Raw genomic sequence first — 24,760 nt, 5'->3', positions numbered from 1 at the left:
GGCGATACGCACCTATCTATGTCCCCACAAACTCAAGAATACTCCCGTTTTCATTGGCTTATCTGGTTCTTGATTTTTTTTTCTGGATGGAGTTGCCAAAACCTAAATTCTCTCCTTTCGAGAGACCCAAAGTCTGAAATCCCAGCCTCAATTCTCTTTCTCAAATCACCAAGAAAAATGAATACGACTTTCTTTCGTGATGGCTCTGCGCACTACCGATGTATCCAATGGGAACCAGGAAAATCCACGGGATATGTGGAAAAAATCGAGTTTAGTTTCATTGCGTATGATCCAAGTTTTATCACAAAAATCAATTCTGAGTTTGGGAATGAAACAGTAGAATCCTACAAACTCATTTGGAACCGAAAGGTTGGAAAATTCCAAAGAGATAAGTCTGAAAAAAAAATCATCTTTGTCTACAAAGACTCGTTTTTTAAAGAAACCAAAGGTGATACAATTGAATCACTCCTTCAAAATCAAATTGCATATAAAGAAAACAAATCATCCATTGATGAATTGGAAATATTTGAGTTGAGTGGCGATACAGCCACACTTCTGGAAGAAGGCAATCGTTCTGAAATTGGTGGAGAAAATCGATGGTCTCACAATCTTGGATCTAATCAATTTTTCACTTCTTCGAGTACATACACTAAAATTAACAACCAAACAGTTGTTACAGAACATACTTCGACTCATTATGATTACCACCAATTGAGTTTTGAGTGGAACGAAACAGAACCCGACAAACTGTTTTTCAAACCCATTTTTAAAGAAAACAACCTACAATTATACTTTGTTCCTCCCTATACCAATGGTCTCACAACCAAAACTAAGGAACCATTTGGTTATAAACGAATGGGAGATTTTTTACTCAAAGAGGAAATGAAATGACAGAAGTTCGTACCCGTTTTGCCCCATCCCCCTCCGGATTCCTTCATGTAGGAGGAGCAAGGACTGCCTTATTCAATTATTTGTATGCCAAGGCCAAAAAGGGAAAATTTTTACTACGCATCGAAGATACTGACCAAGACAGATCCACGGAAGCATCTTTTAAAATCATTTTAGAATCTCTTAAATGGTTGGGTATGGAATGGGACGAAGGTCCTGGTGTGGGTGGACCCAACGGACCGTACACGCAATCAGAACGAATTCACATCTACAAAGAATACACTGACAAACTGATCCAAGAAAAAAAAGCATACCGTTGTTTTTGTACAGCGGAAGAACTCGAAGGCAAAAAAAAACAAGCCGACGCCATGGGAATTCCTTACATCTATGATGGAAAATGTTCTGATCTGTCCGATGCAGAAATAGGTTCCCAACTCGAGAAAAAAATTCCCTTTACGGTTCGATTCAAAACACCACACAAAATTGTCATCGTAGATGATATGATCCAAGGGAAAGTGAAATTTGAATCCAAACTCATTGGTGATTTTATCATAGTCAAATCGGATGGATTTCCTTCATATAACTATGCTGTGGTGATCGATGATGCGTTGATGAAGATCACACACGTGATTCGTGGTGTGGGCCATCTCTCTAACACTCCTAGACAAATTTTAATCTTTGAAGCATTTGGATTCCCACTCCCAAGATTTGCTCATGCCAGTGAAATTGTAGGCACTGATGGAAAAAAACTTTCCAAACGTGCCGGTGCCACTTCCGTTCTTGCCTTCCGTGATTTAGGTTACTCCAGCGAAACCATGCGAAACTATATGGCTCTTCTTGGTTGGACTTCTCCTGACGGCAAAGAATACATGAGTGATGAAGAGTTGTGTTCTGTTTTTGATGTGGAACGCTGCTCGAAGTCCCCTGCTACCTTTGATGTCTTCAAAAAACTAAAAGAAGAAGAAAAAGAATCCGTTGATTTTAATAAACTCACGATCCTTGGTCTTGCCGAATACCTAAACCCTAAATCCAAACTCAATTGGATGTCGAACAAATACATCCGTGACACAAAAATTGAAACCCTTGGCAAAGCATTAGAACCTTTTTTAAAAGACTGCCAAATTCCGGAAGCCTTCAAGTCAGGAGAGAACCCACAACTCCTTTCCATCTTAGATTCGGTACGTGTGTATTTGGACCGACTCATCCAAGCCCCTCCTTATATTGAGGAATTCTTTTTGGAAAACCTGTCCTTTGAAAACGATGAAGCCAAACAATTGGTGCTCGAAGGCAAAGGGAAGGAAGTGGTCGCAGAGTTTTACCGCATTGTCAAGGAGAGCTCACTTACCACTCCAGATGCCTATAAGGAATCCATGGCAAAAGTGGGCGAAATCACGGGAGAAAAGGGACGAACTCTTTTTATGCCGATCCGAGCCATCACAACTGGGAAATCCCATGGATTGGAGCTTCCGATTCTCTTTAGCCTACTCGGTCAGGAAAAGATGGTCAAACGGATGGAACAATTGGCGGGCATCTTAGGCATTTCGCTTAGGTAAATTTTTTACAGATTCGTTCGGTTTTCGGGTATTTTTGACTTTTTTTCTCACTTCGCATCGTGTAATATGATGAGAGAGAGGAAAAGGCGGCCATTGACAGCACCATCTGAAGTGATTCCCTATCTGTTAAGCCCATCACCGGGTTCGTACGCCATGTTTTTACCTCCCGATATGTCTTCTGTCAAACAGTTCCGACAGGAACTCAAACGAACTTTGTTAGATAATGGATTTAGCTTCGATAACATCATACAAATCGAGCTCGCCGCTGATGAAGCGCTGACCAATGCCGTGGCTGCCAATGTATCCTGTGACTGTGATGAAACCATCATCTGCCGATGGCGGATTGATTCCGCAAAGTTCACTTTGTACATATTGGATTATGGTTCAGGACTATCAGGTGAGTCTCCTGTTCCTGATAACGATAAAGAATTACTACGACAAAACCAATCCCAATGTTTTTCTACCTTCCTCGATCATATCAAAAACCACCAAAGTAAAAAACCAGATACCCTTCCTTATAATGGTTCCGACCAAAAACATAAGAACATGGGAAAAGGATTGAAAATAATCAATGCCATGATGGACTCCGTTAAAGTAATGTTTCACGGAGAAGGAATGGTAGACGAAGCTCCGGCGGGGTTCAAAGTAATGGGCTCCATCATCGCACTCGAATACGACCGTTCCAAACACTTATAATTTGATCTTACATATCAACACATCTCGCGAATGGCGCGGTGGCGAACAACAGCTTTATTATCTCGTACAAGGTTTAGCCAATTACAAAATTCCACAAATGGTTGTTGGCCAACCTGGTTCTCCCTTAGAAACAAAATGTAAGGACAATGGGTATACTTTTTATCCCATTGAGATGCGAGGTGAATGGGATAGAAAAGCATATAAGAATATTCGATCTCTCTGTTTATCCAACAATATCAAACTCATCCACACTCACACGGCCCATGCGCATACCCTAGCCTTACTAGCCAAACGAAACCATCTCAAAATCCCGTTGATCGTTTCTAGAAGGGTTGATTTTAAACCCAAAAATAGTTTTTTTTCAAGATGGAAATACCAACACCCAGCTAACGATTATTACCTGCCAGTCTCACAAAAAATCAAAGAAGTGATGATGAGCAGTAAAATTGCACCAGAAAGGATCATCACTGTTTATTCCGGAATTGATTTGAAACGATTCACGAAACAAACTCCGCACGAATACTTACGTGAGGAATTCAACATTCCGAAGAAAGCTGTGGTGATTGGAAATGTGGCGGCACTTGTGGATCACAAAGACCAAGAAACATTGATCTCTGCCATCTCCAAGATGAAAACAAATATTGATTTCCGACTCATGATAGTTGGGGAAGGGAAATTAGAAAAAAAACTAAAAAGCCAAGCGGAAGGTTTAAACCTAAACGATAAAATTATATTTACAGGTTACAGAAAAGACATTCCCGCCTTACTTTCTTTATTCGATATTTTCACACTCACTTCCAAAGAAGAAGGCCTTGGGACAGCAGTACTTGATGCAATGGCCTGTTCCTTACCAATTGTTGCGACCAATGGTGGTGGCATTGGAGAGATGTTAGACCATAATGAAGGTGCGTTTGTATGCCCTGTGGGTGATTCAGAATCCATTGCATTAGGACTTGATAAACTGGTTTCGTCTGAAGAACTACGAAATCAATTTGGTAATTTTAATAAAACATCTGTGAAACGATTTTCAGTTACCAAAACAATCGATAAAACCAAACTCATCTATTATTCCTTTTTAGGTGATTCATTGTATGGAGAAGGGAAATGAGTGGAAGACTTTTAATCATTGATGGACATGCCCTTGCATTCCGAGCTTATTTTGCCTTTGCCGCTTCTAATTTAACCAATTCCAAAACAGGTCTTCCTAGTGGTGCCATTTTTGGATTTTGGAGGATGTTGTTCAAACTCCTACAAGATGAACATGTGACTCATATTGCATTCACCTTTGACCCAGGCACAAGATTGGAACGAAACGATCTTTATGAAGAATACAAAGCTCACAGAAAACCGATGCCTGAGGATTTAAAACCTCAAATTCAAAAGATATATGAGATGTTACAAGCTCTTGAATTTCCTATGTACAAAATCAATGGGATCGAAGCAGACGATATCATTGGTTCCTTATGTAAAAAATTTGGAAAGGATTTTGAAGAAATCGTGATCTTGTCTAGTGACAAAGATTTATACCAAGTTTTGGACAAAAACATACATATGTTACGTGGGAAACGAGGTGTATCCGAATTTGAAAAAATAGATCCCAAATGGGTCAAAACCAATATTGGTATCACCAAAGAACAAGTAACCGATTACATGGCTTTACTTGGTGATGCTTCAGATAATATCCCTGGTGTCAAAGGGATTGGTGAAAAAGGTGCCGCCAAACTCATCCAAGAATTTGGAGATTTGGAAACCATTTATAAAAAAATTGATAAGGTCAAAAACAAATCCCTCATCGATAAACTTATCGCTGATAAAGAAAATGCATTTTTATCACGGAAGCTGGCAACCATTGTCACCAATCTCAAACTTGATATCAAAAAATCTGACCTAAAACTTCCAAATTATTACGATCCGAAAAAAGTGCAGTATTTCAAGGATGAAGGGTATAATGTCCTTCACCGCGATTTAGCAAAACAAGCAGGGATTCCCATTGTCAGTGATGGTGATGCAAAAGAAGAATCAGAGACTTCTAAAAAAACCACCAAGGGAAAAAAAGAATCGAACACCGAAGCATCTGCAGATGGATCCAAAAAAGGAAAAACTGATGCCGCCACCTCAGTGGTCGCTAAAAAATCATACAAACGGATCCAATCCATCGATGAACTAAAAAAAATAGTCTCCAAACTAAATTCCAAAAAACCCATCTCAATTGATACAGAAACAACATCCCAAGATCCAATGATGGCCGAGTTACTCGGGATCTCTTTTTCAGAAGAGCCTGGTGTTGCCTATTACATTGCATTCTCTCATTCCGAATCCATATATAGCCACCTTCTCCCTTCGGCTGAAGAATCACTGAAGATCCTAAAACCAATGTTAGAAGATTCCAATTGGAAAAAGATTGGTCAAAATATAAAGTATGACCTTCTCGTTCTCAAAAACTATGGGATAGAATTAAAAGGAATTTATTTTGATACCATGCTTGCTTCTTACCTTTTAAACCCAGGGGAAAGAAGGCATAATATGGATGATATGGCAGTTGATTACCTCAACTACAAAACAATCACATACGAAGAGTTAGTTGGAACAGGCAAAAAGAAACAAAACCTATATGATATCGATCCAGATAAAGTATCAGAGTATGCTTGTGAAGACGCTGACATCACCTTACAACTTCACAATGTTCTCTCCCCCAAAATGGACGAGAACATTCATAAAAAATTATTTTATGAGATGGAAATGCCAGTTTTACTCACTTTGGCAGACATGGAATTTGAAGGGATTGCAGTCGATAAATCATACTTTGAATCATTGTCTGGTACATTTGATACCAAAATCAAAGAACATGAAAAGAACATTCATTTTTATGCGGGAAGGCAGTTTAACGTCAATTCTACGAAAGAATTACAAACGGTATTATTTGAAGACTTACGCCTACCAGCTGAAAAAAAAACACAAACGGGATACTCCACAGACCATTCCGTTTTGGAGTCTTTACAGGGAACTCATCCTATCATCGATGATTTACTTTCGATCCGTAAATTTTCAAAATTAAAATCCACTTATACAGACACATTGCCTTTACTTGTGAATCCAAAAACCAAACGAATTCATACAAGTTACAACCAAACCATTGCGGCAACTGGGCGTTTGTCTTCTACCAATCCAAACCTACAAAACATTCCTATCAAAGATGAGGAAGGAAGATTACTTAGAAAAGGATTTATCGCCAAAAAAGGGTATGAGATCTTATCACTTGATTATAGCCAGATTGAACTACGAATCATGGCGCATTTTTCCAATGATCCCAATATGATTGATGCCTACAATTCTGGTGCGGACATTCACAAACGAACTGCTGCAGGGATTTTTGGTGTGCCAGAAGACCAGGTAACACCGGATATGCGAAACAAAGCAAAGGTTGTTAATTTTTCTGTGATTTATGGAGTCACATCCTTTGGCCTATCCAATAATTTAAGGATCAGTCGCAAAGAGGCAAAAGAGTTTATAGAGAAATACTTTGCCGCCTATAAAGGTGTCGCCACCTACATGGAAGAAATTGTAGAATTCTGCAAACAAAATGGCTATGTGGAAACTCTTCTTGGTCGAAGACGTTACCTCCCCGACATCCATTCCTCACATAAAATGGTGAGTGAAGGTGCCAAACGAGTTGCCATCAATTCCCCAATCCAAGGTACATCGGCGGATATGATCAAAATCGCGATGATACAGATTCATGAAAAAATCAAAAAGGAATCGTTTCGTTCCAAACTATTATTACAAGTACACGATGAACTTGTGTTTGAAGTGGACCCAAAAGAAAAAAAAGAATTTTTCCAAATGGCAAAAGAAGAAATGGAATCTGCTATGAAACTCAAAGTACCAATCGTCGTACAAGGGAAGTTTGGTGGAAATTGGGATGAAGCGCATTAGGCCGTATTTCGGTCTAACTTTCTTCTTTGTTCTTTACCTTTGGAATTTTCCTCAGGTTTTTCAAACAGGTGATCTCTTAGGAAAATTTGATTGGGATTTATACACCTTTCATGTAGAGTTTTTAAGAAAATCGTATTTAGAGTTTGGTAGTTTTCCATTATGGAATCCGTATTATGGTGCTGGGTTTCCAGTATGGGAAAACCCAACGAGCAAAATCGGAAGTTTCACCCATCTATTTGCGATCTTCTTCCCGTCTCTTTTCGCTTTGAAATTTAGTTTTCTCTTTTACTTTGGCCTTTCAGGGATTTTAAACTTCCATGCCTTTCAAATTTATAACAAAACAAATTGGTTGATTTCCATTTTGTTTGTTTGCCTGTTCCAATTTTCAGGTTATTTTTTCCAAAAATTTTATGCGGGCCATCTGAACCAAACCCAAGGTTTGTTTTTACCGGCTCTGATCTTTTATTTTTTGTATTTGATACAAAATAAAAATTATCTGATATTCGCTTTTACGACTCTTATCACCTATATCCTGTTATCTGAAGGTGCCATTTACACTCTCACACAAGGGGCGTTTCTCATTTTTTTATTGAGTGGTCGGGAAATTTTTATTTCGGAGAGGAAAAAAGAATCTTTCGTTCGTTTCATTTTGACTAGCTTTTTTTTGCTTTTGGTTCTCTCCATTAAATGGGTTCCGATGTTTCTCTTTGTCCATCACGTCGGTCGGTATTTTGTCCCTGACCAATTCCCATTAAACCTTTCCGATCTCTATTCTATTTTTTTTGGATCATCCCAGCACCCTCTGCTTTCCCAATCCCTTTCCAAAATGCAATACCGCTTCTGGGAATACGGAAATTATTTAGGGCAACTTCTCCTTTACTGCTTACCCCTGCTTGTTTTTACGAAACGAAAACTGTGGTTTGTTCTTCTCCTTTTGGTGGTCACTATTTGGATTATGTTTGGAAAAGGGAATTGGTTCTCGCCCGCTACGATTTTAGAACAGTTTCCCATTTATTCATGGGAGAGAGTGTATCCACGGTGGAGTCTCAGTGTTGCCTTTTTATTTGTTTGGTGTTTGGCGTTGGTGGTTCAAACATTTTACGACCAATTTCGTGAACCATACAAGGTTCATTTTTCCGCATTTCTTTTTTTGTCACTCACCTATCATACATTGGATGTAAGAAGGATGAATACAAAGTATCTCCCTGAAATTTTTGTTTTAAATCCTCCCATTCTCAATATCCAAAACAAGGAAACCTTTCCCATCACGGTAAACTCAGTTCCCAACTATGGATCAGACTCACAAATGTTACCAGCTCTGAGAAACAACCTTAGCACAAAAGACATTTATGAAAATCTAACCTTTTACCATCACAATCAATCAATTCAAAATAAAGAATACCATGGTGAATTCTATTTATACCCATCTTACCAAAAAATCCAACCGATCGATTGGGAACCAGATACGTATACATTCGGTCCCCTTTCCAAAAACCAACTGCTCATTTTCAACCAAAAGTTCCACCCGGGTTTTGTGATCAATTTATCCAATGTAAAACCATGTTCGTGGAATGGGTATTTGGCGGTGCCATTAGACAAGGATTACCAATCAATCAAACTAAGGTATTCTCTTTGGAAATCTACCATGACAAATCCCAAGGTGGATTGGAAATGTGAAATGAAATTTCGTTGAAATAAATTTCTTTACAAGATTACATTTTAAGGCACACTCATTTTTCAAGATTAGAGATACAATCGAGATTGTTTGTTTTTGTTCCTTCGTTCCCTTTTTTGAAACGAATCAAATCCTTTGTGTCACCGATTTGTAATGCTACAGAATCGACATTCTTTCCTGGAATTTCACTGGAATGTCACATAATCGTAACCGAGATCTTTTAGCTTATGTTGTAGATAAAAACGAGGAAACAAAATCCTATGAAACCAAATACAATCAACAGAACAGAACGAATCTTAGAAGTTCGTTTGGCAGAGAACCAACTCGAAATCGAAAGAGCCCTAGCACTACGATATGAAGTGTTTAATTTAGAAATGGGAGAAGGTCTGCCACAATCTTCTGCGACGAGAAAAGATCGTGATGAATACGATTTATACTGCCACCATTTGATCGTGATTGATAAATCCACTGACGATAAAAAAATCGTCGGAACTTACAGAATCCTCACACGCCAAAATGCAAAAAACGGAATTGGGTTTTATAGTGAAAACGAATTTGATATTACATCCATTTACAACTTGCCGGATGAAATTGCAGAAGTAGGTCGTTCTTGTGTTCACCCTGATTATCGGGATGGTTCGGTCATTTCTTTGTTATGGCAAGGTCTTGCAGAATTCATGAATAAACATAATGTTCGTTATTTGATGGGTTGTGGTTCCATCCACTCTACTGATGCTTCTGTTGCTTCTCAATCTTACGGTTTTTTAAAAGCAAAAGATGCCATTGCACCAGAGGAATTTAGAGTGTATCCAAATCCAGATTACGTCCTTCCTGGTTTTGATGCCAATTTTTATGTAGAAGATCCAAAAACGATCTCCAAAAATATCCCTCCACTTTTGAAAGGATACCTTCGTGTGGGAGCTAAAATCTGTGGAATTCCTGCACTGGATTCTGTTTTTGGTACTACAGACGTGTTCATTCTTTTCGACCGCAAGGAAATTACGGAGAGATATGCAAAACACTATATGAATGCATGAAACAAAACCAAGAAATTGATTACCAACACCCATCCAAACAGGATCAAATTCGATTTTTCGCGTTTACCTTTGTTTTGGTGATTGGAATCACTCTTGGTTATTTTCTCGGCATCCCTCGGTATTATCTCGGATGGTTTTCCTTTGCGATTGCATCATTCTCTGTGGCAGGAAATGATGCAGTCCAAACCATCGGAACTTTTATCGAAAGCAAAAAATCAGTCCATTGGTCCCAAAAGATCCTCGTCTTCGGCGGTCTTTTATTTGTAGTCCACTTATTTGCATGGTTCATCCATGGGGGTGAAATCCACTTTCATCGATTGGATTCCATTCCAGAAACCAAAGAATTCAATTTACTCCAATTACTCGCACCCGTATTACTTGTTGTGATCACAAGGCTCCGGGCTCCTGTCTCCACAACTTTTCTCGTCTTAGGTTTGTTTGGTGGCAAAAGCATCGACCAAATGTTAACCAAATCTTTTTTTGGTTACGGTTTAGCCTTCCTCGTTGCAATTTTTGTTTGGGCAATCCTTGTGAAAGTTGACCCACATGAATACCATGAAGTCCATACGCCCGATCCAGTTTCCGAAAGGCGTTGGTCTCGTTTGCAGTGGTTCTCCACGATGTATCTCTGGGTGGCATGGTTATTCCAAGACACTGCCAATATCGCGGTTTTTTTACCAAGACAATTGGGACTGTTTGAATTTTTGATGGCCGTTTTTATCCTGATCTTTGCCCTTCTCATCATCATCCGCACGAATGGTGGCACCATCCAACAAGTGGTCTCCGAAAAATCGGACATCCAATGGGCAAAAGCGGCTACCATCGTGGATTTGGTCTATGGAAGTTTGTTATTCTTTTTCCAGGCAATCAGTAACATTCCCATGTCCACCACTTGGGCCTTCCTTGGGCTCCTTGCGGGCCGGGAGATCATTCTGAATGTGATTACCTACAAAGACCTACCCTATCTGGATACCTTCCGTAAAGTGGGCAAAGATGTGGTCCTGGCCACAATTGGGATCGTAGTCTCCATCCTCATATTCTTCCTTTCCTACTTCCTATACCCAGAGCAAAGGCAATCCGCTCCCCTCGAATTCTGGAACTCAACAAATCAGGAAGACTCCCTATAATTCTCTTTGACAGTTCCCCTGATTGTCAGGGTAGTGTCATATATGAGATTGATTCTCACATACAGAGATTAGGAGCCATTATGTCAGTTGCAATGATGTTACGAGAAGGGACGGCGCAAAAACATGAGGAAACTGAAAAAGTTCCCTATATCCGTGCCATTTTCCGTGGGGGACTCGATGCCCAAACATATACTTACCAATTAGAAAGCCTTCTTGCGGTCTACCGAGTGATGGAAGAACTTTACCGCCAAAACAAAGACAATCCCATCCTTTCTAAATTATACTTCCCCAGTTTATTTCGAGAAAAGTCCTTACAAGAAGACATCGTTACCTTCCAAAAAAAGTTTGGAACAAAACTCAGAGGCGAAGTTTCCAAGGCCACACAAAACTACATCAACCACATCCAAACCACGGCCCAATCCAAACCAGAACTTCTGGTAGCACAAGCTTACGTGCGTTATTTGGGAGATTTATCCGGTGGCCAAGCGATCAAAAAAGTAGTGGCAAAAACCTTTGGTCTCGAGGGAAATGAAGGAACTGCTTTTTATGAATTCCCAGAGATCGAAGACCTAATGGCGTTTAAAGGAATTTACCGTCAGAATTTGGATACTTTGCCATTAAATGATTCGCAAAAAGCAGAACTATTAGAAGAAGCCAAAACAACGTTTGATTTAAACAAATTTTTGTTCATCGAACTCGATTCCGATTTAAAAGAAAATATCGGAATGGAACGTTACCAAACTCTTCTGCCAGCAGGTTAATTTTTGGGATTCCCGTATACACTCGTAACACTTGTATTTTTATCGATGTTGCCGGTCACGATGATTGTGCCGGTAGTCAAAGACATTGTAAAGGATCGTTTGTTTGGATCCAACTGGGAAGTGGCTTTTTTCACAAGCATACCCATGTTAGGTTCCTTTTTGTTTGCTCCTGTTGCGGGAATCATTTCGGATCGTTTCAAAAACAGAAAGTTCTTCATCAGTTTTTTTTGTTTTTTAGATGCAGGACTTTTTTACCTCTTAACTGTCGCCACTGACATGGGATTATTTTTATTCCTACGATTTTTGGAAGGTGCTGCGCATATCTTTATCATCGGGTTACTATTAAGTTCCGCTGCTGACCAAGAGAATGATCCCAAAAACAAACGATATTATGGCAAAGGGATCCTTATGGGTATCACAGGGATGTTTTTATCCTTGGGTGGTGCTTTGGGACTTCCATTAGGAATCCTCGGAAGGAGTAATCCTTTATTGCCCTTTTATGTTGGATCGAGCATTCTTATTTTTGTCGGGATCATGAGTTTTCTTTTGTTAAAAGACAAAGGCATTCACACTGTCAAAGATTTTAAATTGAGTGATTTAAAATTGGCAATTTTTGAAAATCCCTTTCTGTTTGTGCCTTTTATGTTTAATTTTATCGATCGATTTACTGTTGGGTTTATCATTTCCTCGTTTAACATTCATTTACGAGAAACTTTGGCCTTCCACCCAGGAATGCTTGGAGTTTTCCTAGGACTTGTGCTCCTACCAATGAGTTTGTTGTCTTACCCATCTGCATTACTCTCTCGCAAAACAGGCGTTCTTCCTCTAGTATTAGTTGGATCCACGGTTTATGGAATCTTTTTGGGATTGTCTGGAACAACCAATGATTACTCGTATTTATTTTTATTTCTATTGATCTGTGGGATTGGAGCGGGTGTGATGTTCGTTCCTTCCATGATGTTAGCAAGTAAGATGTCAAAACCTGGACTGACTGCCACTACGATGTCTGCCTTCACTGGTGTGGGTTCACTTGGATTTATGTTGGGCCCAATCGTTTCTGTCCAAATGCAAACAGTATTCGAATCTTTACTTCCGAAAGAATATAGTTTTTCGGCACTTTCTTTCTTTTTTGGATTTTTAGAGATAGGACTTGTTTTTATGACAATTCCATTTTTTAAAAAGATTTTAAGCAAAATGAACCGAATCGACGAAGAAAGAGAAAAGATTACACTTGCCAATCCAGATCCTATCCTGTAAAATTTCTCCTAATCCATCTTAGGAAAGGTTTATGTTCAAAAGATTACTGATTCTTAGCACACTCGCTTCGGTTCTATTCCTTGTGTCTTGTTCCTCAGGAAACAAAGTACAAGCTGGTAGCACAAAAGTTCACCCACACACGGCACTCCGCAAACTCGAAATTGATATGATCAAAGTAGGCGATGGTTTGGTAAAAACAGAAGCAGTCCTTGGAAAACCAACAGAAAAATCGTCTGATCCAAGTGGAACAGTCATGACTTGGTACTTTGCAGAAGACCGAGATGTTCCCGAACAATACTACACTCTCAAAGAAAAACCAGATGTTGTAGAAAAGTTTTTAAAACTCACATTTGATCCTAAAAACAAAATCACAGCAAAAGATTTTAAACTATAAAATCAAGGGGCAATTTCTGATGTTGAGTCCGTTTCTGATTCAGATTCTACATCCGTAGGTGCCGGGAACGGAAAACCAGGGAAACTTGGTTTTTCCTTTCCCTCTATATCATCATCTAACAAATCGATGGTGGTAAAACCCAATAAAAAATCAAACGCTTCTGCAATATTAAAACCAACTCTCGCACCACCATACACTCCTCCGACAACTTCTACATTCCAGGAATAACCTGGAGGGTAACCAAATGGTTTTAAATCTTCTTTAGGAAGGTAGATCAAAAATTCTTTTTGGCCGGTGTTTGCCACGATGTCTTTTGTAAGTTCCCTTCGAAAATACTCTTTTTTACGAGCCTTTCGATCTTTCACAGGATCATAGAAGTACGAATAATATCGCATCTTATAACTTTTGAGATTGGCCCTTTCATCGTTTGTAAGTGGAATTCCTTTTTTGTCCACAAGCCAATTTCCTTTGGCATCAAGCACAGGAGAACCAGAATGAAAACTTTCCCCACCTAAGATACCAAAGACGAGCTGTTGAGAATGATAACCTCCAATCTCGCCACCGCGGATTCCAACCCCACGACCTAAATCACGTTTCCCCAAACTCGACTCACCACCCTGGAAAACAAATCCAATGGGAAGGGGTCCTACTTTAACAGCCGCTCCATACATAGGAGTTTCGGCACCCACCGTAACAATATCTTTCAAATCATTTTTACGATTTTTCCAATAGGTGGCACAATTCAAAAAATACAAAAGGCAAAGGATAAGGCCGATGGAACGCATTCTTTTCCAATTTTTTTCATTTTCTACTTTTCGGAATCAAAAAAACAAACTTTTTGGGAAGATATGGCTTCTTTTGAAGATTTTCCCATGATCGAAGTGAAAAAAATGAACGAAACGGAAGTTCGACTTTTCAGTTTATTGTTCAATCTTTTGCGAGAACCAAAAGGAATTAGTTTCCAGAAGTTCCGAAACATCATGCCCCGTTTTTATAAAAACGAAGACATTGAGTCGGATCGTAAAAAACTCTATAGAGATTTAAACCAACTGAAAAGCCTTGGATTCAATATCAAAGTGGCACAGTACGGATACCAATCTGAAGATTTTTTTCCCTATTACATTCAAAAAGAATCCATCGATCGATCCTTAAAATTTTCCAAAGAAGAATTGGAACACTTATCCAAAACTCTTTTTGCTACTGAATTCACGAAAGATTTGATGAGTTTGTCTCAGAAACTGTTTTCCTTTCATTTGGATTTGATTCCCAATCTTTCCAAACTTCCCGTATCCACTGAAGGCGAAGATATGGTGGATACAGGAAACACAGAAAAAATTTTACAAGCCATCAAAGACAAACGTGCCATCACAATCCTTTACGGATACGAAGAGAAAGAGAGGACAATCGAACCCTATCGTTTGATTCGAAAAAATACAACCGACTTTTATGTGTTAGCTTATGATAGAAGTAAAAAGTCCTTACGTAGATTCATCCTTCCTAAAATTTCAGTGAAAAAAGAAACCAAAGAAGAGTTTTTTTCGAATGTCAAAATTTCCGATGATGATTTAAATTTTCATCCCCTTTCAATCAAAACACACCCCGAAAAAGAAATCTCCTTCCAAATCCATCCTGAGTACGAGGATCGGTGGAAAACTTTTTTGGAAGGTGCCAAATATGAAACCATTCAAAACCAATACAAAGTGTTGACGACGAACCAAAATGCACTGTTTCAATTTTTTGTGATTTTACCAGAAGCATTGGTGGAATGCCTTCCTGAATGGAAGGAATCATTTGTCCGACACTTAAAAGATTGGGAACATTTATACCAACTCGTATGATAGCACTTTGACTCCCGTAACCAAATCTTTATACTTACAATTCTTAAGATGCCAAAATGCATTCCATCTGATACGAGATGGAGTTGTTCAAAAACCATCCACCGCATCCTTTGGTGGGTATTTGGAATGGGGAGATTATCTTTCTCTATGTAGAAGCCAATTTCCAAACACTCCGATTGTGGAAAAATCGCAGAACCGAGAAGAAAGTTTTTTAGCGTCTGAAGTTTATATCAAACAACAAATGTCCCATTTTGGATCCCATCTGCGTTTCCAAAATTTTGTTTGTAGTGTTGAACTCATTGAATATGACAAAGAGAGAGATGGTTGGATTTTATGGGACTTTCGGCCCATTGGTTCCATCAAACAAGACATCCTACGATCGTTTTTCTTTTACAAAAAAATTGCGGAAGGCATGGGACTTCGGGTACATGGATTCAAACTCATCCGCATCCAAACCAAATTTGTTTACAAAGGTGGCCCCATCCTTCCAGAAGAATTCCTTCTCATCGATGACCTAACATCGCGCATGGAATCGGAATCAGGAACTCGGGAAGAAGAATGGAACTCATTCCAAGAAGTGGAAAAAGAGGCAGAAGGCAAATCGGTTCTTTATTCCTTTTTGGAAACAAAACCCAGTTGTCGTTCTCTCAAAACTTGCCTTTCCCCTTCCCATTGTGCAAAAGGCAGAGAATCAGCCAAAGAGATCTTTGAATATAGAGATAGCTCCGAACTAGCAAAACAATGGTTTGCCTCTGGGTACAATTCGTACGATTCAGTTCCGGATACAGAACTCTCACCCATCCAAAAAATTCAAAAAGAGGCACATAGAACGGGAGAGGTTCATTTTAACAAGGAAACACTCTCCGAGTATCTTTCTAATGTGACAAAAACAGTTGCTTTTTTGGATTTTGAGTCGATCAACCCTTACCTCCCGATTTACCCAGAAACAAAACCCTTCCAACATATCCCATATTTATATTCACTTCACATTTGGGACCAGGAAACGGATACACTAACGCACACAACGTACATGCATGAGGATATAGGAACAGATCCGCGGAGCGCAGTTTTGTTCCACCTTCAAAAAGACCTACCAAGAGGCATTACGATCTTTTCATTTAATGATTTTTTTGAAAAATTGATCATCCAAGAATCGGCGAACGTTGTCCCAGAATACTTAGAATTTTGGGAATCAGTCAAATCGATGTTTATCGACCTTGCATTGCCGTTTAAAAAACTTTGGGTTTACCACCCAGGCCAGAATGGGAAGGCATCACTTAAGGAAATCCTACCTTGTTTTAGCCAAGAAAGCCATTTTGGACTTACCATTCGCGAAGGACAGGATGCCAATTACCAATATTTGAGATTGATAAAAAAGCAGGTGACAGCCGAAGAAAAAAAACGTGTCTTGGAGGATTTGATAGCTTACTGCAAATTAGATAGTTACGGTTTGTTTTTAATCTATAGAATGTTACAAGAAAGATTATCGGTTATTTAATGTTAGGTATCAAAAAATCAGTCGCACAACTTGTCTTTTCGTTACCTGAGAATTGGATCTCTGCTCTCACTCGAAAAAACAATACCAATGAGTCCAATGCCTTAGACCCACGTTGTGCACTCGCTTGTAACATCGCAAGGTTCCTTCCGAAAATGGAACATATGAGTCCTGAAAAAGCGAGAAAACATTACCGGGACCAAATGAAACTCTTCGAAGAGGGTGAATTTCCGATCGCTCATATCGAAGACAAACTGATCCCCACTCCCAGTGCTTCCTTCATTCCCATCCGCGTTTACAATGCCAACCCTCAAAAAAGAAATCTCCCCACCATCCTCTTTTTCCATGGGGGTGGACTCACCATCGGCAACTTAGAGACACATGATTCTTTTTGTCGCAAATTGTCTCATTATACCAAAAGCATTGTGATTGCAGTCGATTACCGTTTGGCCCCGGAACACCCTTACCCAGCCGCACACGATGATGCTTGGCTTGCCTACCAATATGTTCGTAACTCAGCTTACATCTTTGGTGGGTCTCCGAAAGCCATTGCTGTTTGCGGGGATAGCGCTGGCGCTCTCCTTGCCACGACCCTTTGCCTACGTGCCAAAAAAAACAATGTCCAAGCCCCCATTTACCAAGCACTCCTCTATCCCATGCTTGATACTTCCAAAGAATCGGACACCTATGAACTCTTTGGGGAAAATTATGTCTTAACCAAAACGCTCATGCGCTGGTTCATCCAAAATTATTTGCCCCAAACCAAGGACCGAAGTTTGATACAGAACTCACCTGTTTTGGCAGAGACCAAAGAACTGAAGGGTCTCCCACCTACCTACATTGGCATTGCCGGCTTTGATCCCCTCCGTGAAGAAGGGGAAACCTATGCCAAACACCTCCAAACAGCTGGTGTGAAGGTGGAAGAACGACATTTTCCTTCCCTTGTGCACGGATACATCCAATTGTCGGGGCTCATTCCAAAGGCAAAAGAAGCAGAAGAGGACCTCTTCCAATCCCTATTACGATTTTTTTCCCAAATCAAAATCTAATTCACTTCCATTCAAGAATCGACACAGAAAGATTCGATACTATAAAGGACAACATCTAGAGGTATGTCATGATGCTACGATTTTCCATTCTTCTCTGTTACCTTCTGGGAATGACTGCTCTTTTTGCAGAAAAACCAGCCTCCGCTACCCTCAAGGAAAGGGAGTCCCAAAAACAAATTGATCTGCAAAGGAAAAATGGTTTTGGTGATAACGAAATTGACACCCTTCACGCAAACATCATTGGGAATCTGCGGAAGATCAAAAAACTCCAAGACTTAGGTGTGGACAAAACAGCCGCCCAATACCTAGCCCAAACCCCACAAGAACACAAAGAATTATACAAAAAAGACAAGGATGGAAAACCTTATTTGGAAATCAAACTCCCTCAAGGACAATCCTACATCGATTATCCATCCGTGTTTTTGTATGATGGAATTGCATACATTTATCCTAAAGAAGATTATAGCGACTTAGACAAAATCATCCTTTCCTTCAGAAGAGTGAATGCAGATGGAACCATCCATGTAAAAGAAATGCGTAGGCTCATCAACCCAACACCCAAGTCAGAAGGCACAGAAAAAGATGAGAAAGGGGAAGCAAGATTGGATACAAATTCTGATATCCGTTTGGAATACTTTCGGTCTTTGACTTCGGATACCATTTGGCCCAATGATCCTGTCCAACCTGCGGAAGCAGACATCGCAATGGTGTTAAATGATGAAAAGGATCCTCTCCCTTATGACAAACAAAAACACATTATGATGTCTTATAAAAAGATGTTACGCAAAATTGCAAAACAAACTGCTTTCAAATTACGTAGCGTGGAATTGGATCAAAAACAAATGATCACAAAAATTTTGGATTATAATACAAACTAGGAATTCACAACAAAAAACAATACCTCAAGTTTGTTGTTTTTCCCTTCGACTCATGAGGAGCTGCGAAATCGTTTGCTCCTCAGTCACATACTTCCTCTTTAAATACGACAAAGCATTATTGATAAAACGAGGAACCTTTTTCTCGGCATCTAACAAATCCATTTTCGTTAACATCAATTCGTCAATGGTAGCGAGAGCCAAATTCCTTTGGCTCTGGTGTAATTCAAAATCGTCCTCGTCTTCTACAATCATGTTTTTTCTTGGAACCGATTGGCGGCTTCCACTCCTCTTTCTTCATCTACAAAAAAGTTAATGATGAGTGATAAAAAGTAAAAGAAAGCCACTACCAAAAAGGCATTTCGTAAGCTCACCAAGGTTTGGATGTATCCAAACAAAAAGAGTCCTGCTGCTGCGGCAATTTTACCAGAAAGTCCCCACATCCCAAAAAACTCACCCGATTTGGATTCGGGACTAAAGATACCCACAAGGGCTCGGGAAGCAGATTGTGTGGAACCGAGGCCCATTCCTGCGAGTGAGGAGATAAATACAAACACCCATTGTACCGTCCAATTTTTGCCAAGCACTTCGTTGGCTATGGATGTGAGATCATGTACATAATAAATCAAGGCACAAGTCACAAGCCAGAGAACAAGCGTAAGGTTAAAAGTTTTTTTGGCACCAATACTATCTTGGATCACTCCAAACGCAAGGGCACCGATTGCGGCAGCAATTTGGATGAAGATAAACATGGCTTGTTTGTGTTCGGCTTCTATATGAATTTCTTGGGATCCATAAATAAAAGCAAAGGAGATCACAATCGCAAGGGCCGCCATGGTAAAAAACAAGGAAACAAGATAAATCATCAAATCTTTGAAATTACGTGCATCTTTTAAGGTTTGGATGACTCGGTCCTTTCCAATTTTGAAATAATTCACCTTATGAGAAACCCCAAGTGGAAGGTGGGGTTCTTTCAAAAAGAGGAAGGTCGGGATGGCTGCAATCAAAAAGAAGATGGCGGTGTATGGCCCAACTAACTTTAAATTTTCGAAATTATCGAGGGTGTAATCACCAAGTGTGGTAGCAAGGGCAACAGACCCTATCCCACCAAAGTATCCAATCCCCCATGCGTATCCAGAAATTTTGCCTAAGTCTTCTTTGGAGCCGAGAAATGGCAAAAAACTAGAAGCAAAGTTTTCACCCGAAGCAAAGAAAAAATTGGAGAACGCAACGAGTATCATCCCCATCCAGATCATCCCAGGTTCCACATAATAGAGTAAAAAAGTGGCGATCACACAACCGATATAACTCAGGAATAAAAACAATTTTTTCTTGGAACTGTAGTCAGTGATGGCTCCAAATATGGGTCCTGTCACAACAACGAAGAGATAGGAGGCAGCAAGAGCCCAGGCCCAGAGAGTATTCCCCATTCGGAACGGATTGTCCGAACCAACTTCGGAAGGAACGACGAGTCTTGTGAAAATTTCACAATACACGACACTGATGATGACGGTGGTATAGGATGAGTTCGCAAAATCAAACATACACCATCCAAAAATTTCACGGTTTTTTTTCTTTTTTGCTTCCGGGTTTTTGTCTTTGGACATAGAGGGTTTCAGAATTTTCCTTGGATGAAAGTAATTAAAGAGTTTCCCTCCCTTTCGTAAATCTGTCAAATGATTAGTTCAGGTATGGATCCTTTCGATTTAAATTCCCTAATGAGACCAAAACGGGTCTGTTTATGTCGAATGGTTACGGAAGAAGAATTAGTCCGTGCCATCCATGCGGGTGCCGTAACCATGGAACAAATTAGAGAAACAACAAGAGCCTCTACCGGCTGCGGGACTTGCTCCATGCAAGTCTACCACATCCTCCAGCGCGAATTGCAGAATCTCTCTCGGAGGAAAATTTCATGAAATTATCGATTAATATGGCGATGACCTTGGATGGAAAGGTAGTTCGCCCCGATGGCCGTTGGTATGGCCTCACTTCCTCGGAAGACAAAACCCAAATGGATGTCTACCGCTCTCAATCCGATGCCGTTCTCATTGGCAAAAACTCCATCCTAAATGACAACCCCATAGTCAAAATCCGGGCCGTGCCCAATGCTCTGAACCCAAGGCCCGTCATCCTAGTCCGAAAAGGCACCCTTCCACCCGACAAACATGTTTTTGAGGAATCCGATCATATCCCCCTCATCATTTGCACCAAATCCAATTTAAAAGAGATCAAAACCAGTTTAGAGAATAAGGCAGAAATCTTTGCTTTGGACTCCGATGACATTGACCCCAAAAAAGTGACGGGGATTCTCAAACGAAAGGGCTACAAAAATGTCCTACTCGAGGGTGGACCAAAACTCAATTTTTCCTTCTTAGAAGCGGACCTGGTCGACCGTATTTATATCACCGTTGTCCCCTACATCATCGGAAAAACGGGTCTTGCCGGCATCGCGGATCGGAATTCAGAACTCCCAGGCTTTGACAAACAAAACTGGACTCTCAAACAACATTTTACCAAAGGAAACGAGATCTTTCTCGTGTACGAAAAATCATAAGAAAAATTGGAATTTTTGGATTGACCTGTTTCCCTATCATTAAATAGTTTGATATTAAACTATTCAGCAATAAGAGGTTCTATGTTTTACAAATTACTCGCAACCAATAAAGACATCACTCTCACGATCCTTCGTGTGACACTTGGTGTTGTCATCCTGCCACACGGTGCACAAAAAGTTCTCGGAGCTTTCGGTGGATACGGCTTTGAAGGAACGATGGGATTTTTCTCAAGTTTAGGCATCCCTTACTTTTTTGGCGTTCTCGCGATCGTTGCAGAATTTTTTGGTGCGATCGGTTTGATTCTTGGACTTTTCACTCGCCTCGCAGCGTTTGGAATTGCGTCCACAATGGTTGTTGCAGCAGTTCTCGTACACTTACCAAATGGTTTCTTTGTAAACAATAATGGTTATGGATATGAGTACCACATCCTTGCTGTGGGTCTTGCGATACCATTAATCATCAAAGGGGCAGGTTCGTTCTCTTTAGATGATATCATTGCCCATAAAATCGAAGGGTGAACATTACTTTGTTGGTTAAGACTAGCTAATAGTGTTAGCCAAACTTTCACCTCTCTGATTCCTTGTCTTAAATCCATTGATAAGGAATCGGAGATGACTCAAATCAAACTATCTACACTCCAAACACTTCTTCCAGACGCTACATTTCAAAATTCCGAAACACTAAAGGATATCAATTTCTCTGGCCTCACTTCCTTAACCCTTGCTGGTCCTTCTGACATTTCCTTTGTTGCCTCAAAAACGTTTGTGAACGAAGCCAAAGCATCCAAAGCTTCCTTACTCGTTGTATCTCAAGAAACGGCAGAAGCTCTAAGCGACAAAGCCATCATCATCGTTTCAAAAGTGGAACTAACCACAGCAAAAATCATTCGTTTGTTTTTCCCAGAAAAACAACCTTCGGGAAAACGAAGTGCACAAGTTGCCATCGACCCAAGTGCTAAAATTGGATCCAATACAGATATCGGACATTTTGTAACCATTGGAAAAGATTCCATCATTGGGAATGACTGCATCATCGAAGATGGTGTGAAAATTGGAGACCGAGTGCAAATTGGCGATGGAGCACGCATTGGGAAAAACTGCGTTTTCTTTGACGATACCATTGTGGGGAAACGATTCATTGCGTTTGGAAACTCTACCTTTGGAGGAGATGGATTTGGATTTGTGTATGCGGAAGGCAAACACAACAAAATCCCCCAAGTGGGACGTGTGGTCATTGGTGATGATGTGGAAGTGGGAAGTAATTGCACCATCGACCGAGGTGCACTCACCGACACAACCATTGGCAATGGGTGTAAATTTGATAACATGGTTCACGTTGCTCACAACTGTAAGGTGGGAGACCATGTCATCATAGCAGGCCAATCCGGTCTTGCAGGAAGTGTGACACTTGGAAACAATGTCATCATTGGTGGCGCTTGTGCCATTAGTGACCACTTAACACTGGTAGATGGAACGATCATAGCTGGTGGTTCAAGCCTACGCACCTCCCCAAAAACAAAAGATGTTTATGTGGGGTGGGACTTAGGCCTTACCTTCCCTGAATTCCAAAAGTACAGAGTGAACATTAAAAACATTGTGAATCTCAACAAATGGCTCAAACGAATTGAAAACATCGAAAAAAAAGTAGGGATTGAAACTAAAGAATCGTAAACCTTTGATTCTGTTGTTTGAAATACATCACAGCTTACATCTTAGGCTGTGGTTGTAACAAAGATCTTTGACAAACTTCATCCTCGTATACAAGTCTACTTTTAATTCAATTTAGAATCGATCGGAGATATCTTTATAGAGAGCCCTTATACAATTGCACCTTTCCGTAACTATCGCTTTCACCTTTTCGATTCGTTGTTTTATACAAATAACCATCAGGATAGGTTTCCAAAATATGCAAATAACTTGTGGTATTTAAACTTCTATTGATACTTTCAGGTGATAAAATTGGATCATTCATTTCCAGAGTCTTTATCTCAGCTGTACAGGAAGAAATCCATTTAACGGATTGCCGAATAAAATGATTGGGATATTCTCTGTAATCAATCTCTTCCTTTTCTTTTCTTATGATGATGATCTTTCCAACCTTACTCTCATAAATGAAAGTTCCAACATGGAATCTATCACATTGATTATTGTTATTGAGAGCAAAGTTGTATGCAGGAAATATGAATAAAACAAAAAGAAGTAAACGATTGGAATGCAAGTTCCACTTGATTTGACGGCAAAAGATATCTTTCATGATTCCAATCTCTTTCTTCATTTAACTAACCGAATCCAAATACAATTGCACTCTTGACTTGACTTCTTCTAATATAGAAGGATCAGGGAAAGAAACAGAATTCCCTTCGGGATCGGCCCATTGGAACCCTACTCCTTCTGTTTTCAAAAGGCTCAAATAAAAAATGGGGGAAGGATTACGCCTGTTTCCCTCAAGTCCACCTAATCTCAGTGTGATGGAACCCATATCTGAGACCACCCATTCAAAGACCTCACCTTCCATTTTGGTTTTCCAGCGAATGGGAAAGGAAAGTTCAACAGTTGCATCCATATTTAGTTGGCCATCAAACTTCGGATAGTTTTCAGACAACCACTTGTACGCAATGATCGAAAATTCTTTTAGAGTTGGTAGATCGTTTATATCAAAGGAATTCATGTGACTCTTGTTATCAGCTAAGTTAGACCGATCTTTTCATTTTGAATCCATATTGTTTTGGTTCAAAAATTTCACTCGTAACTCTTCTTTCGCCAAATCCCAATACGTATCGAGTTCCTCTAAGGAATGATCTTTTAAAGTTTTTCCCGTTTTTGCTACATACCCTTCCATCAAACGAAAACGAGATTCAAATTTTTCATTGGCACGACGGAGGCAAGTTTCAGGATCGATGGAAAGTTTACGAGATAAATTCACAAGTAAAAAGAAAAGATCACCTAACTCATCTTCAATCCGTTCGTCATAGGGTAATTTTTTTGAAGTTAGGGATCCTTTTTTTTGGAGTTCCGTGTCAAGTTCCTGAATCTCTTCTTGGAACTTTTGAAAAACTCCCCCCACGTTTGGCCAATCAAACCCTTGTTTGGTGACTTTGGATTGTATTTTTTCAGAGCGTTGGATGGCGGGCAAAGCTTTCGGAATTTCAGATAGGAGGCTACCATTTGTAGGCAAAATCCCTTTGGATTCTTTTTCCTTTTGTTTCAATTGGTCCCATTGGGTGAGGACCTCCTCGCCTGTTCCAATCCCGGCTTTGTTTCCATACACATGAGGGTGGCGATAGACCAGTTTTTGGAAGACACCACTCGCGACATCCTGAAAGTCAAACGCTCCACGTTCCTTCGCCAATTGGCTATGGAAGGTGATTTGGAAAAGTAAATCACCCAATTCCTCTTTTAGGTGGTTGTCGTCCCCCTTTTCAATCGTATCCACGACTTCATAGGTTTCTTCGAGCAAATGGGGGATGACCGATCGGTGGGTTTGTTCCTTATCCCATGGACAACCTTCAGGACTTCGGAGGTCAGAGGTAAGTTGCAGTAAATTTTGGATGGGTGAATCAAAATTGGGTGGGTTCACTCGTTGTATTTTTTCCCGATCCACGCGGGAAGCAAATCCAAATTTTATCTT

At 40.0% G+C, this 24,760-nt stretch carries 25 protein-coding genes; 19 read left to right on the top strand and 6 right to left on the bottom strand.

Annotated elements, in window-relative coordinates:
- The first annotated feature begins 18 nt into the window (after positions 1–18).
- The 11 genes from LEPBI_RS03335 to LEPBI_RS03285 all read left to right on the top strand — a co-directional run bounded on the left by LEPBI_RS03335 (position 19) and on the right by LEPBI_RS03285 (position 13,321).
- On the top strand, positions 19–891 hold the full coding sequence (locus tag LEPBI_RS03335) for a hypothetical protein (RefSeq protein WP_012387697.1): 873 nt from the start codon (positions 19–21) through the stop codon (positions 889–891).
- On the top strand, positions 888–2,441 hold the full coding sequence (gene gltX, locus LEPBI_RS03330; RefSeq protein WP_012387696.1) for a glutamate--tRNA ligase: 1,554 nt from the start codon (positions 888–890) through the stop codon (positions 2,439–2,441). Before LEPBI_RS03335 ends, gltX begins: the two co-directional genes overlap by 4 nt.
- Before the next feature lie 93 nt (positions 2,442–2,534).
- Positions 2,535–3,137, top strand: coding sequence for an ATP-binding protein (locus tag LEPBI_RS03325; protein ID WP_226992870.1), 603 nt, complete (start codon positions 2,535–2,537; stop codon positions 3,135–3,137).
- 1 nt (position 3,138) lies between these two features.
- Positions 3,139–4,245, top strand: a complete 1,107-nt coding sequence (locus LEPBI_RS03320) for a glycosyltransferase (RefSeq protein ID WP_012387694.1) — start codon at positions 3,139–3,141, stop codon at positions 4,243–4,245.
- On the top strand, positions 4,242–7,070 hold the full coding sequence (polA, locus tag LEPBI_RS03315; protein ID WP_012387693.1) for a DNA polymerase I: 2,829 nt from the start codon (positions 4,242–4,244) through the stop codon (positions 7,068–7,070). The genes LEPBI_RS03320 and polA overlap by 4 nt, the downstream gene beginning before the upstream one ends.
- On the top strand, positions 7,057–8,763 hold the full coding sequence (locus LEPBI_RS03310; protein WP_012476141.1) for a hypothetical protein: 1,707 nt from the start codon (positions 7,057–7,059) through the stop codon (positions 8,761–8,763). The genes polA and LEPBI_RS03310 overlap by 14 nt, the downstream gene beginning before the upstream one ends.
- A 242-nt stretch (positions 8,764–9,005) precedes the next feature.
- Entirely contained in the window at positions 9,006–9,782 is a 777-nt protein-coding gene (locus tag LEPBI_RS03305) for a GNAT family N-acetyltransferase (protein WP_012387691.1), read from the top strand.
- Complete coding sequence (locus tag LEPBI_RS03300) at positions 9,779–10,909, top strand: hypothetical protein (protein WP_012387690.1); 1,131 nt, start codon at positions 9,779–9,781, stop codon at positions 10,907–10,909. The genes LEPBI_RS03305 and LEPBI_RS03300 overlap by 4 nt, the downstream gene beginning before the upstream one ends.
- 80 nt (positions 10,910–10,989) lie before the next feature.
- Entirely contained in the window at positions 10,990–11,670 is a 681-nt protein-coding gene (locus tag LEPBI_RS03295) for a biliverdin-producing heme oxygenase (protein WP_012387689.1), read from the top strand.
- A gap of 3 nt (positions 11,671–11,673) precedes the next feature.
- On the top strand, positions 11,674–12,927 hold the full coding sequence (locus tag LEPBI_RS03290) for an MFS transporter (protein WP_012387688.1): 1,254 nt from the start codon (positions 11,674–11,676) through the stop codon (positions 12,925–12,927).
- Positions 12,928–12,958: 31 nt separating this feature from the next.
- On the top strand, positions 12,959–13,321 hold the full coding sequence (locus LEPBI_RS03285) for an LIC13410 family lipoprotein (protein ID WP_012387687.1): 363 nt from the start codon (positions 12,959–12,961) through the stop codon (positions 13,319–13,321).
- A gap of 2 nt (positions 13,322–13,323) precedes the next feature.
- Here LEPBI_RS03285 and LEPBI_RS03280 read toward each other — a convergent pair whose 3' ends face one another.
- On the bottom strand, positions 13,324–14,106 hold the full coding sequence (locus LEPBI_RS03280; RefSeq protein ID WP_012387686.1) for an LIC13411 family adhesin: 783 nt from the start codon (positions 14,104–14,106) through the stop codon (positions 13,324–13,326).
- A gap of 63 nt (positions 14,107–14,169) precedes the next feature.
- On the opposite strand from LEPBI_RS03280, the gene LEPBI_RS03275 reads away from it, so the two are divergent.
- The 4 genes from LEPBI_RS03275 to LEPBI_RS03260 all read left to right on the top strand — a co-directional run bounded on the left by LEPBI_RS03275 (position 14,170) and on the right by LEPBI_RS03260 (position 18,581).
- Positions 14,170–15,159, top strand: coding sequence for a helix-turn-helix transcriptional regulator (locus tag LEPBI_RS03275; protein ID WP_012387685.1), 990 nt, complete (start codon positions 14,170–14,172; stop codon positions 15,157–15,159).
- A gap of 7 nt (positions 15,160–15,166) precedes the next feature.
- On the top strand, positions 15,167–16,657 hold the full coding sequence (locus tag LEPBI_RS03270) for a DUF2779 domain-containing protein (protein WP_012387684.1): 1,491 nt from the start codon (positions 15,167–15,169) through the stop codon (positions 16,655–16,657).
- Positions 16,657–17,703: an alpha/beta hydrolase gene (locus tag LEPBI_RS03265; protein ID WP_012387683.1), complete on the top strand. Its 1,047-nt coding sequence runs from the start codon at positions 16,657–16,659 to the stop codon at positions 17,701–17,703. The genes LEPBI_RS03270 and LEPBI_RS03265 overlap by 1 nt, the downstream gene beginning before the upstream one ends.
- Before the next feature lie 68 nt (positions 17,704–17,771).
- Positions 17,772–18,581: an LIC13212 family protein gene (locus tag LEPBI_RS03260; RefSeq protein ID WP_012387682.1), complete on the top strand. Its 810-nt coding sequence runs from the start codon at positions 17,772–17,774 to the stop codon at positions 18,579–18,581.
- A 24-nt stretch (positions 18,582–18,605) separates the two neighbouring features.
- Here the strand turns inward: LEPBI_RS03260 and LEPBI_RS03255 are convergent, their stop codons facing one another.
- Positions 18,606–18,833 carry a hypothetical protein gene (locus tag LEPBI_RS03255; RefSeq protein ID WP_012387681.1) on the bottom strand — a complete coding sequence of 76 codons (228 nt, stop codon included), beginning with the start codon at positions 18,831–18,833 and terminating at the stop codon, positions 18,606–18,608.
- On the bottom strand, positions 18,830–20,185 hold the full coding sequence (locus LEPBI_RS03250) for an MFS transporter (protein ID WP_012387680.1): 1,356 nt from the start codon (positions 20,183–20,185) through the stop codon (positions 18,830–18,832). The genes LEPBI_RS03255 and LEPBI_RS03250 overlap by 4 nt, the downstream gene beginning before the upstream one ends.
- Positions 20,186–20,254: 69 nt before the next feature.
- On the opposite strand from LEPBI_RS03250, the gene LEPBI_RS18855 reads away from it, so the two are divergent.
- From LEPBI_RS18855 to lpxD, 4 genes are all read left to right on the top strand, one after another.
- Positions 20,255–20,494, top strand: a complete 240-nt coding sequence (locus LEPBI_RS18855; RefSeq protein ID WP_325053133.1) for a (2Fe-2S)-binding protein — start codon at positions 20,255–20,257, stop codon at positions 20,492–20,494.
- Positions 20,491–21,132, top strand: a complete 642-nt coding sequence (locus LEPBI_RS03245) for a RibD family protein (protein ID WP_012387679.1) — start codon at positions 20,491–20,493, stop codon at positions 21,130–21,132. The genes LEPBI_RS18855 and LEPBI_RS03245 overlap by 4 nt, the downstream gene beginning before the upstream one ends.
- Positions 21,133–21,213: 81 nt before the next feature.
- Positions 21,214–21,651: a DoxX family protein gene (locus LEPBI_RS03240; RefSeq protein WP_012387678.1), complete on the top strand. Its 438-nt coding sequence runs from the start codon at positions 21,214–21,216 to the stop codon at positions 21,649–21,651.
- Positions 21,652–21,744: 93 nt separating this feature from the next.
- A complete protein-coding gene (gene lpxD / locus LEPBI_RS03235) occupies positions 21,745–22,803 on the top strand; it encodes a UDP-3-O-(3-hydroxymyristoyl)glucosamine N-acyltransferase (protein ID WP_012387677.1) in 1,059 nt (352 codons plus the stop codon).
- Between the two features lie 133 nt (positions 22,804–22,936).
- On the opposite strand, the gene LEPBI_RS03230 is transcribed toward lpxD, so the two are convergent.
- The 3 genes from LEPBI_RS03230 to mazG are packed head-to-tail and all read right to left on the bottom strand — an operon-like array spanning position 22,937 to position 24,709.
- Positions 22,937–23,407, bottom strand: a complete 471-nt coding sequence (locus LEPBI_RS03230) for a hypothetical protein (RefSeq protein WP_012387676.1) — start codon at positions 23,405–23,407, stop codon at positions 22,937–22,939.
- Positions 23,408–23,800 carry an LIC_13241 domain-containing protein gene (locus LEPBI_RS03225; protein ID WP_012387675.1) on the bottom strand — a complete coding sequence of 131 codons (393 nt, stop codon included), beginning with the start codon at positions 23,798–23,800 and terminating at the stop codon, positions 23,408–23,410.
- 36 nt (positions 23,801–23,836) lie between these two features.
- A complete protein-coding gene (mazG, locus tag LEPBI_RS03220) occupies positions 23,837–24,709 on the bottom strand; it encodes a nucleoside triphosphate pyrophosphohydrolase (RefSeq protein WP_012387674.1) in 873 nt (290 codons plus the stop codon).
- Positions 24,710–24,760: the final 51 nt, after the last annotated feature.

It is taken from the genome of Leptospira biflexa serovar Patoc strain 'Patoc 1 (Paris)' (assembly GCF_000017685.1).
Classification (GTDB): Bacteria; Spirochaetota; Leptospiria; order Leptospirales; family Leptospiraceae; genus Leptospira_A; species Leptospira_A biflexa.
Note: the sequence above shows the minus strand (reverse complement) of the source record. Positions and strands in the feature narration are given on the sequence as shown.

Bases quoted from the DNA above. Each gene is read 5' to 3' on its own strand.
- LEPBI_RS03335 (WP_012387697.1), top strand. From the start codon at position 19: ATGTCCCCACAAACTCAAGAATACTCCCGTTTTCATTGGCTTATCTGG.
- gltX (WP_012387696.1), top strand. From the start codon at position 888: ATGACAGAAGTTCGTACCCGTTTTGCCCCATCCCCCTCCGGATTCCTT.
- polA (WP_012387693.1), top strand. From the start codon at position 4,242: ATGAGTGGAAGACTTTTAATCATTGATGGACATGCCCTTGCATTCCGA.
- LEPBI_RS03310 (WP_012476141.1), top strand. From the start codon at position 7,057: ATGAAGCGCATTAGGCCGTATTTCGGTCTAACTTTCTTCTTTGTTCTT.
- LEPBI_RS03305 (WP_012387691.1), top strand. From the start codon at position 9,006: ATGAAACCAAATACAATCAACAGAACAGAACGAATCTTAGAAGTTCGT.
- LEPBI_RS03300 (WP_012387690.1), top strand. From the start codon at position 9,779: ATGAAACAAAACCAAGAAATTGATTACCAACACCCATCCAAACAGGAT.
- LEPBI_RS03295 (WP_012387689.1), top strand. From the start codon at position 10,990: ATGTCAGTTGCAATGATGTTACGAGAAGGGACGGCGCAAAAACATGAG.
- LEPBI_RS03285 (WP_012387687.1), top strand. From the start codon at position 12,959: ATGTTCAAAAGATTACTGATTCTTAGCACACTCGCTTCGGTTCTATTC.
- LEPBI_RS03280 (WP_012387686.1), bottom strand. From the start codon at position 14,106: ATGCGTTCCATCGGCCTTATCCTTTGCCTTTTGTATTTTTTGAATTGT.
- LEPBI_RS03275 (WP_012387685.1), top strand. From the start codon at position 14,170: ATGGCTTCTTTTGAAGATTTTCCCATGATCGAAGTGAAAAAAATGAAC.
- LEPBI_RS03265 (WP_012387683.1), top strand. From the start codon at position 16,657: ATGTTAGGTATCAAAAAATCAGTCGCACAACTTGTCTTTTCGTTACCT.
- LEPBI_RS03260 (WP_012387682.1), top strand. From the start codon at position 17,772: ATGATGCTACGATTTTCCATTCTTCTCTGTTACCTTCTGGGAATGACT.
- LEPBI_RS03255 (WP_012387681.1), bottom strand. From the start codon at position 18,833: ATGATTGTAGAAGACGAGGACGATTTTGAATTACACCAGAGCCAAAGG.
- LEPBI_RS03250 (WP_012387680.1), bottom strand. From the start codon at position 20,185: ATGTCCAAAGACAAAAACCCGGAAGCAAAAAAGAAAAAAAACCGTGAA.
- LEPBI_RS18855 (WP_325053133.1), top strand. From the start codon at position 20,255: ATGATTAGTTCAGGTATGGATCCTTTCGATTTAAATTCCCTAATGAGA.
- LEPBI_RS03245 (WP_012387679.1), top strand. From the start codon at position 20,491: ATGAAATTATCGATTAATATGGCGATGACCTTGGATGGAAAGGTAGTT.
- LEPBI_RS03240 (WP_012387678.1), top strand. From the start codon at position 21,214: ATGTTTTACAAATTACTCGCAACCAATAAAGACATCACTCTCACGATC.
- lpxD (WP_012387677.1), top strand. From the start codon at position 21,745: ATGACTCAAATCAAACTATCTACACTCCAAACACTTCTTCCAGACGCT.
- LEPBI_RS03230 (WP_012387676.1), bottom strand. From the start codon at position 23,407: ATGAAGAAAGAGATTGGAATCATGAAAGATATCTTTTGCCGTCAAATC.
- LEPBI_RS03225 (WP_012387675.1), bottom strand. From the start codon at position 23,800: ATGAATTCCTTTGATATAAACGATCTACCAACTCTAAAAGAATTTTCG.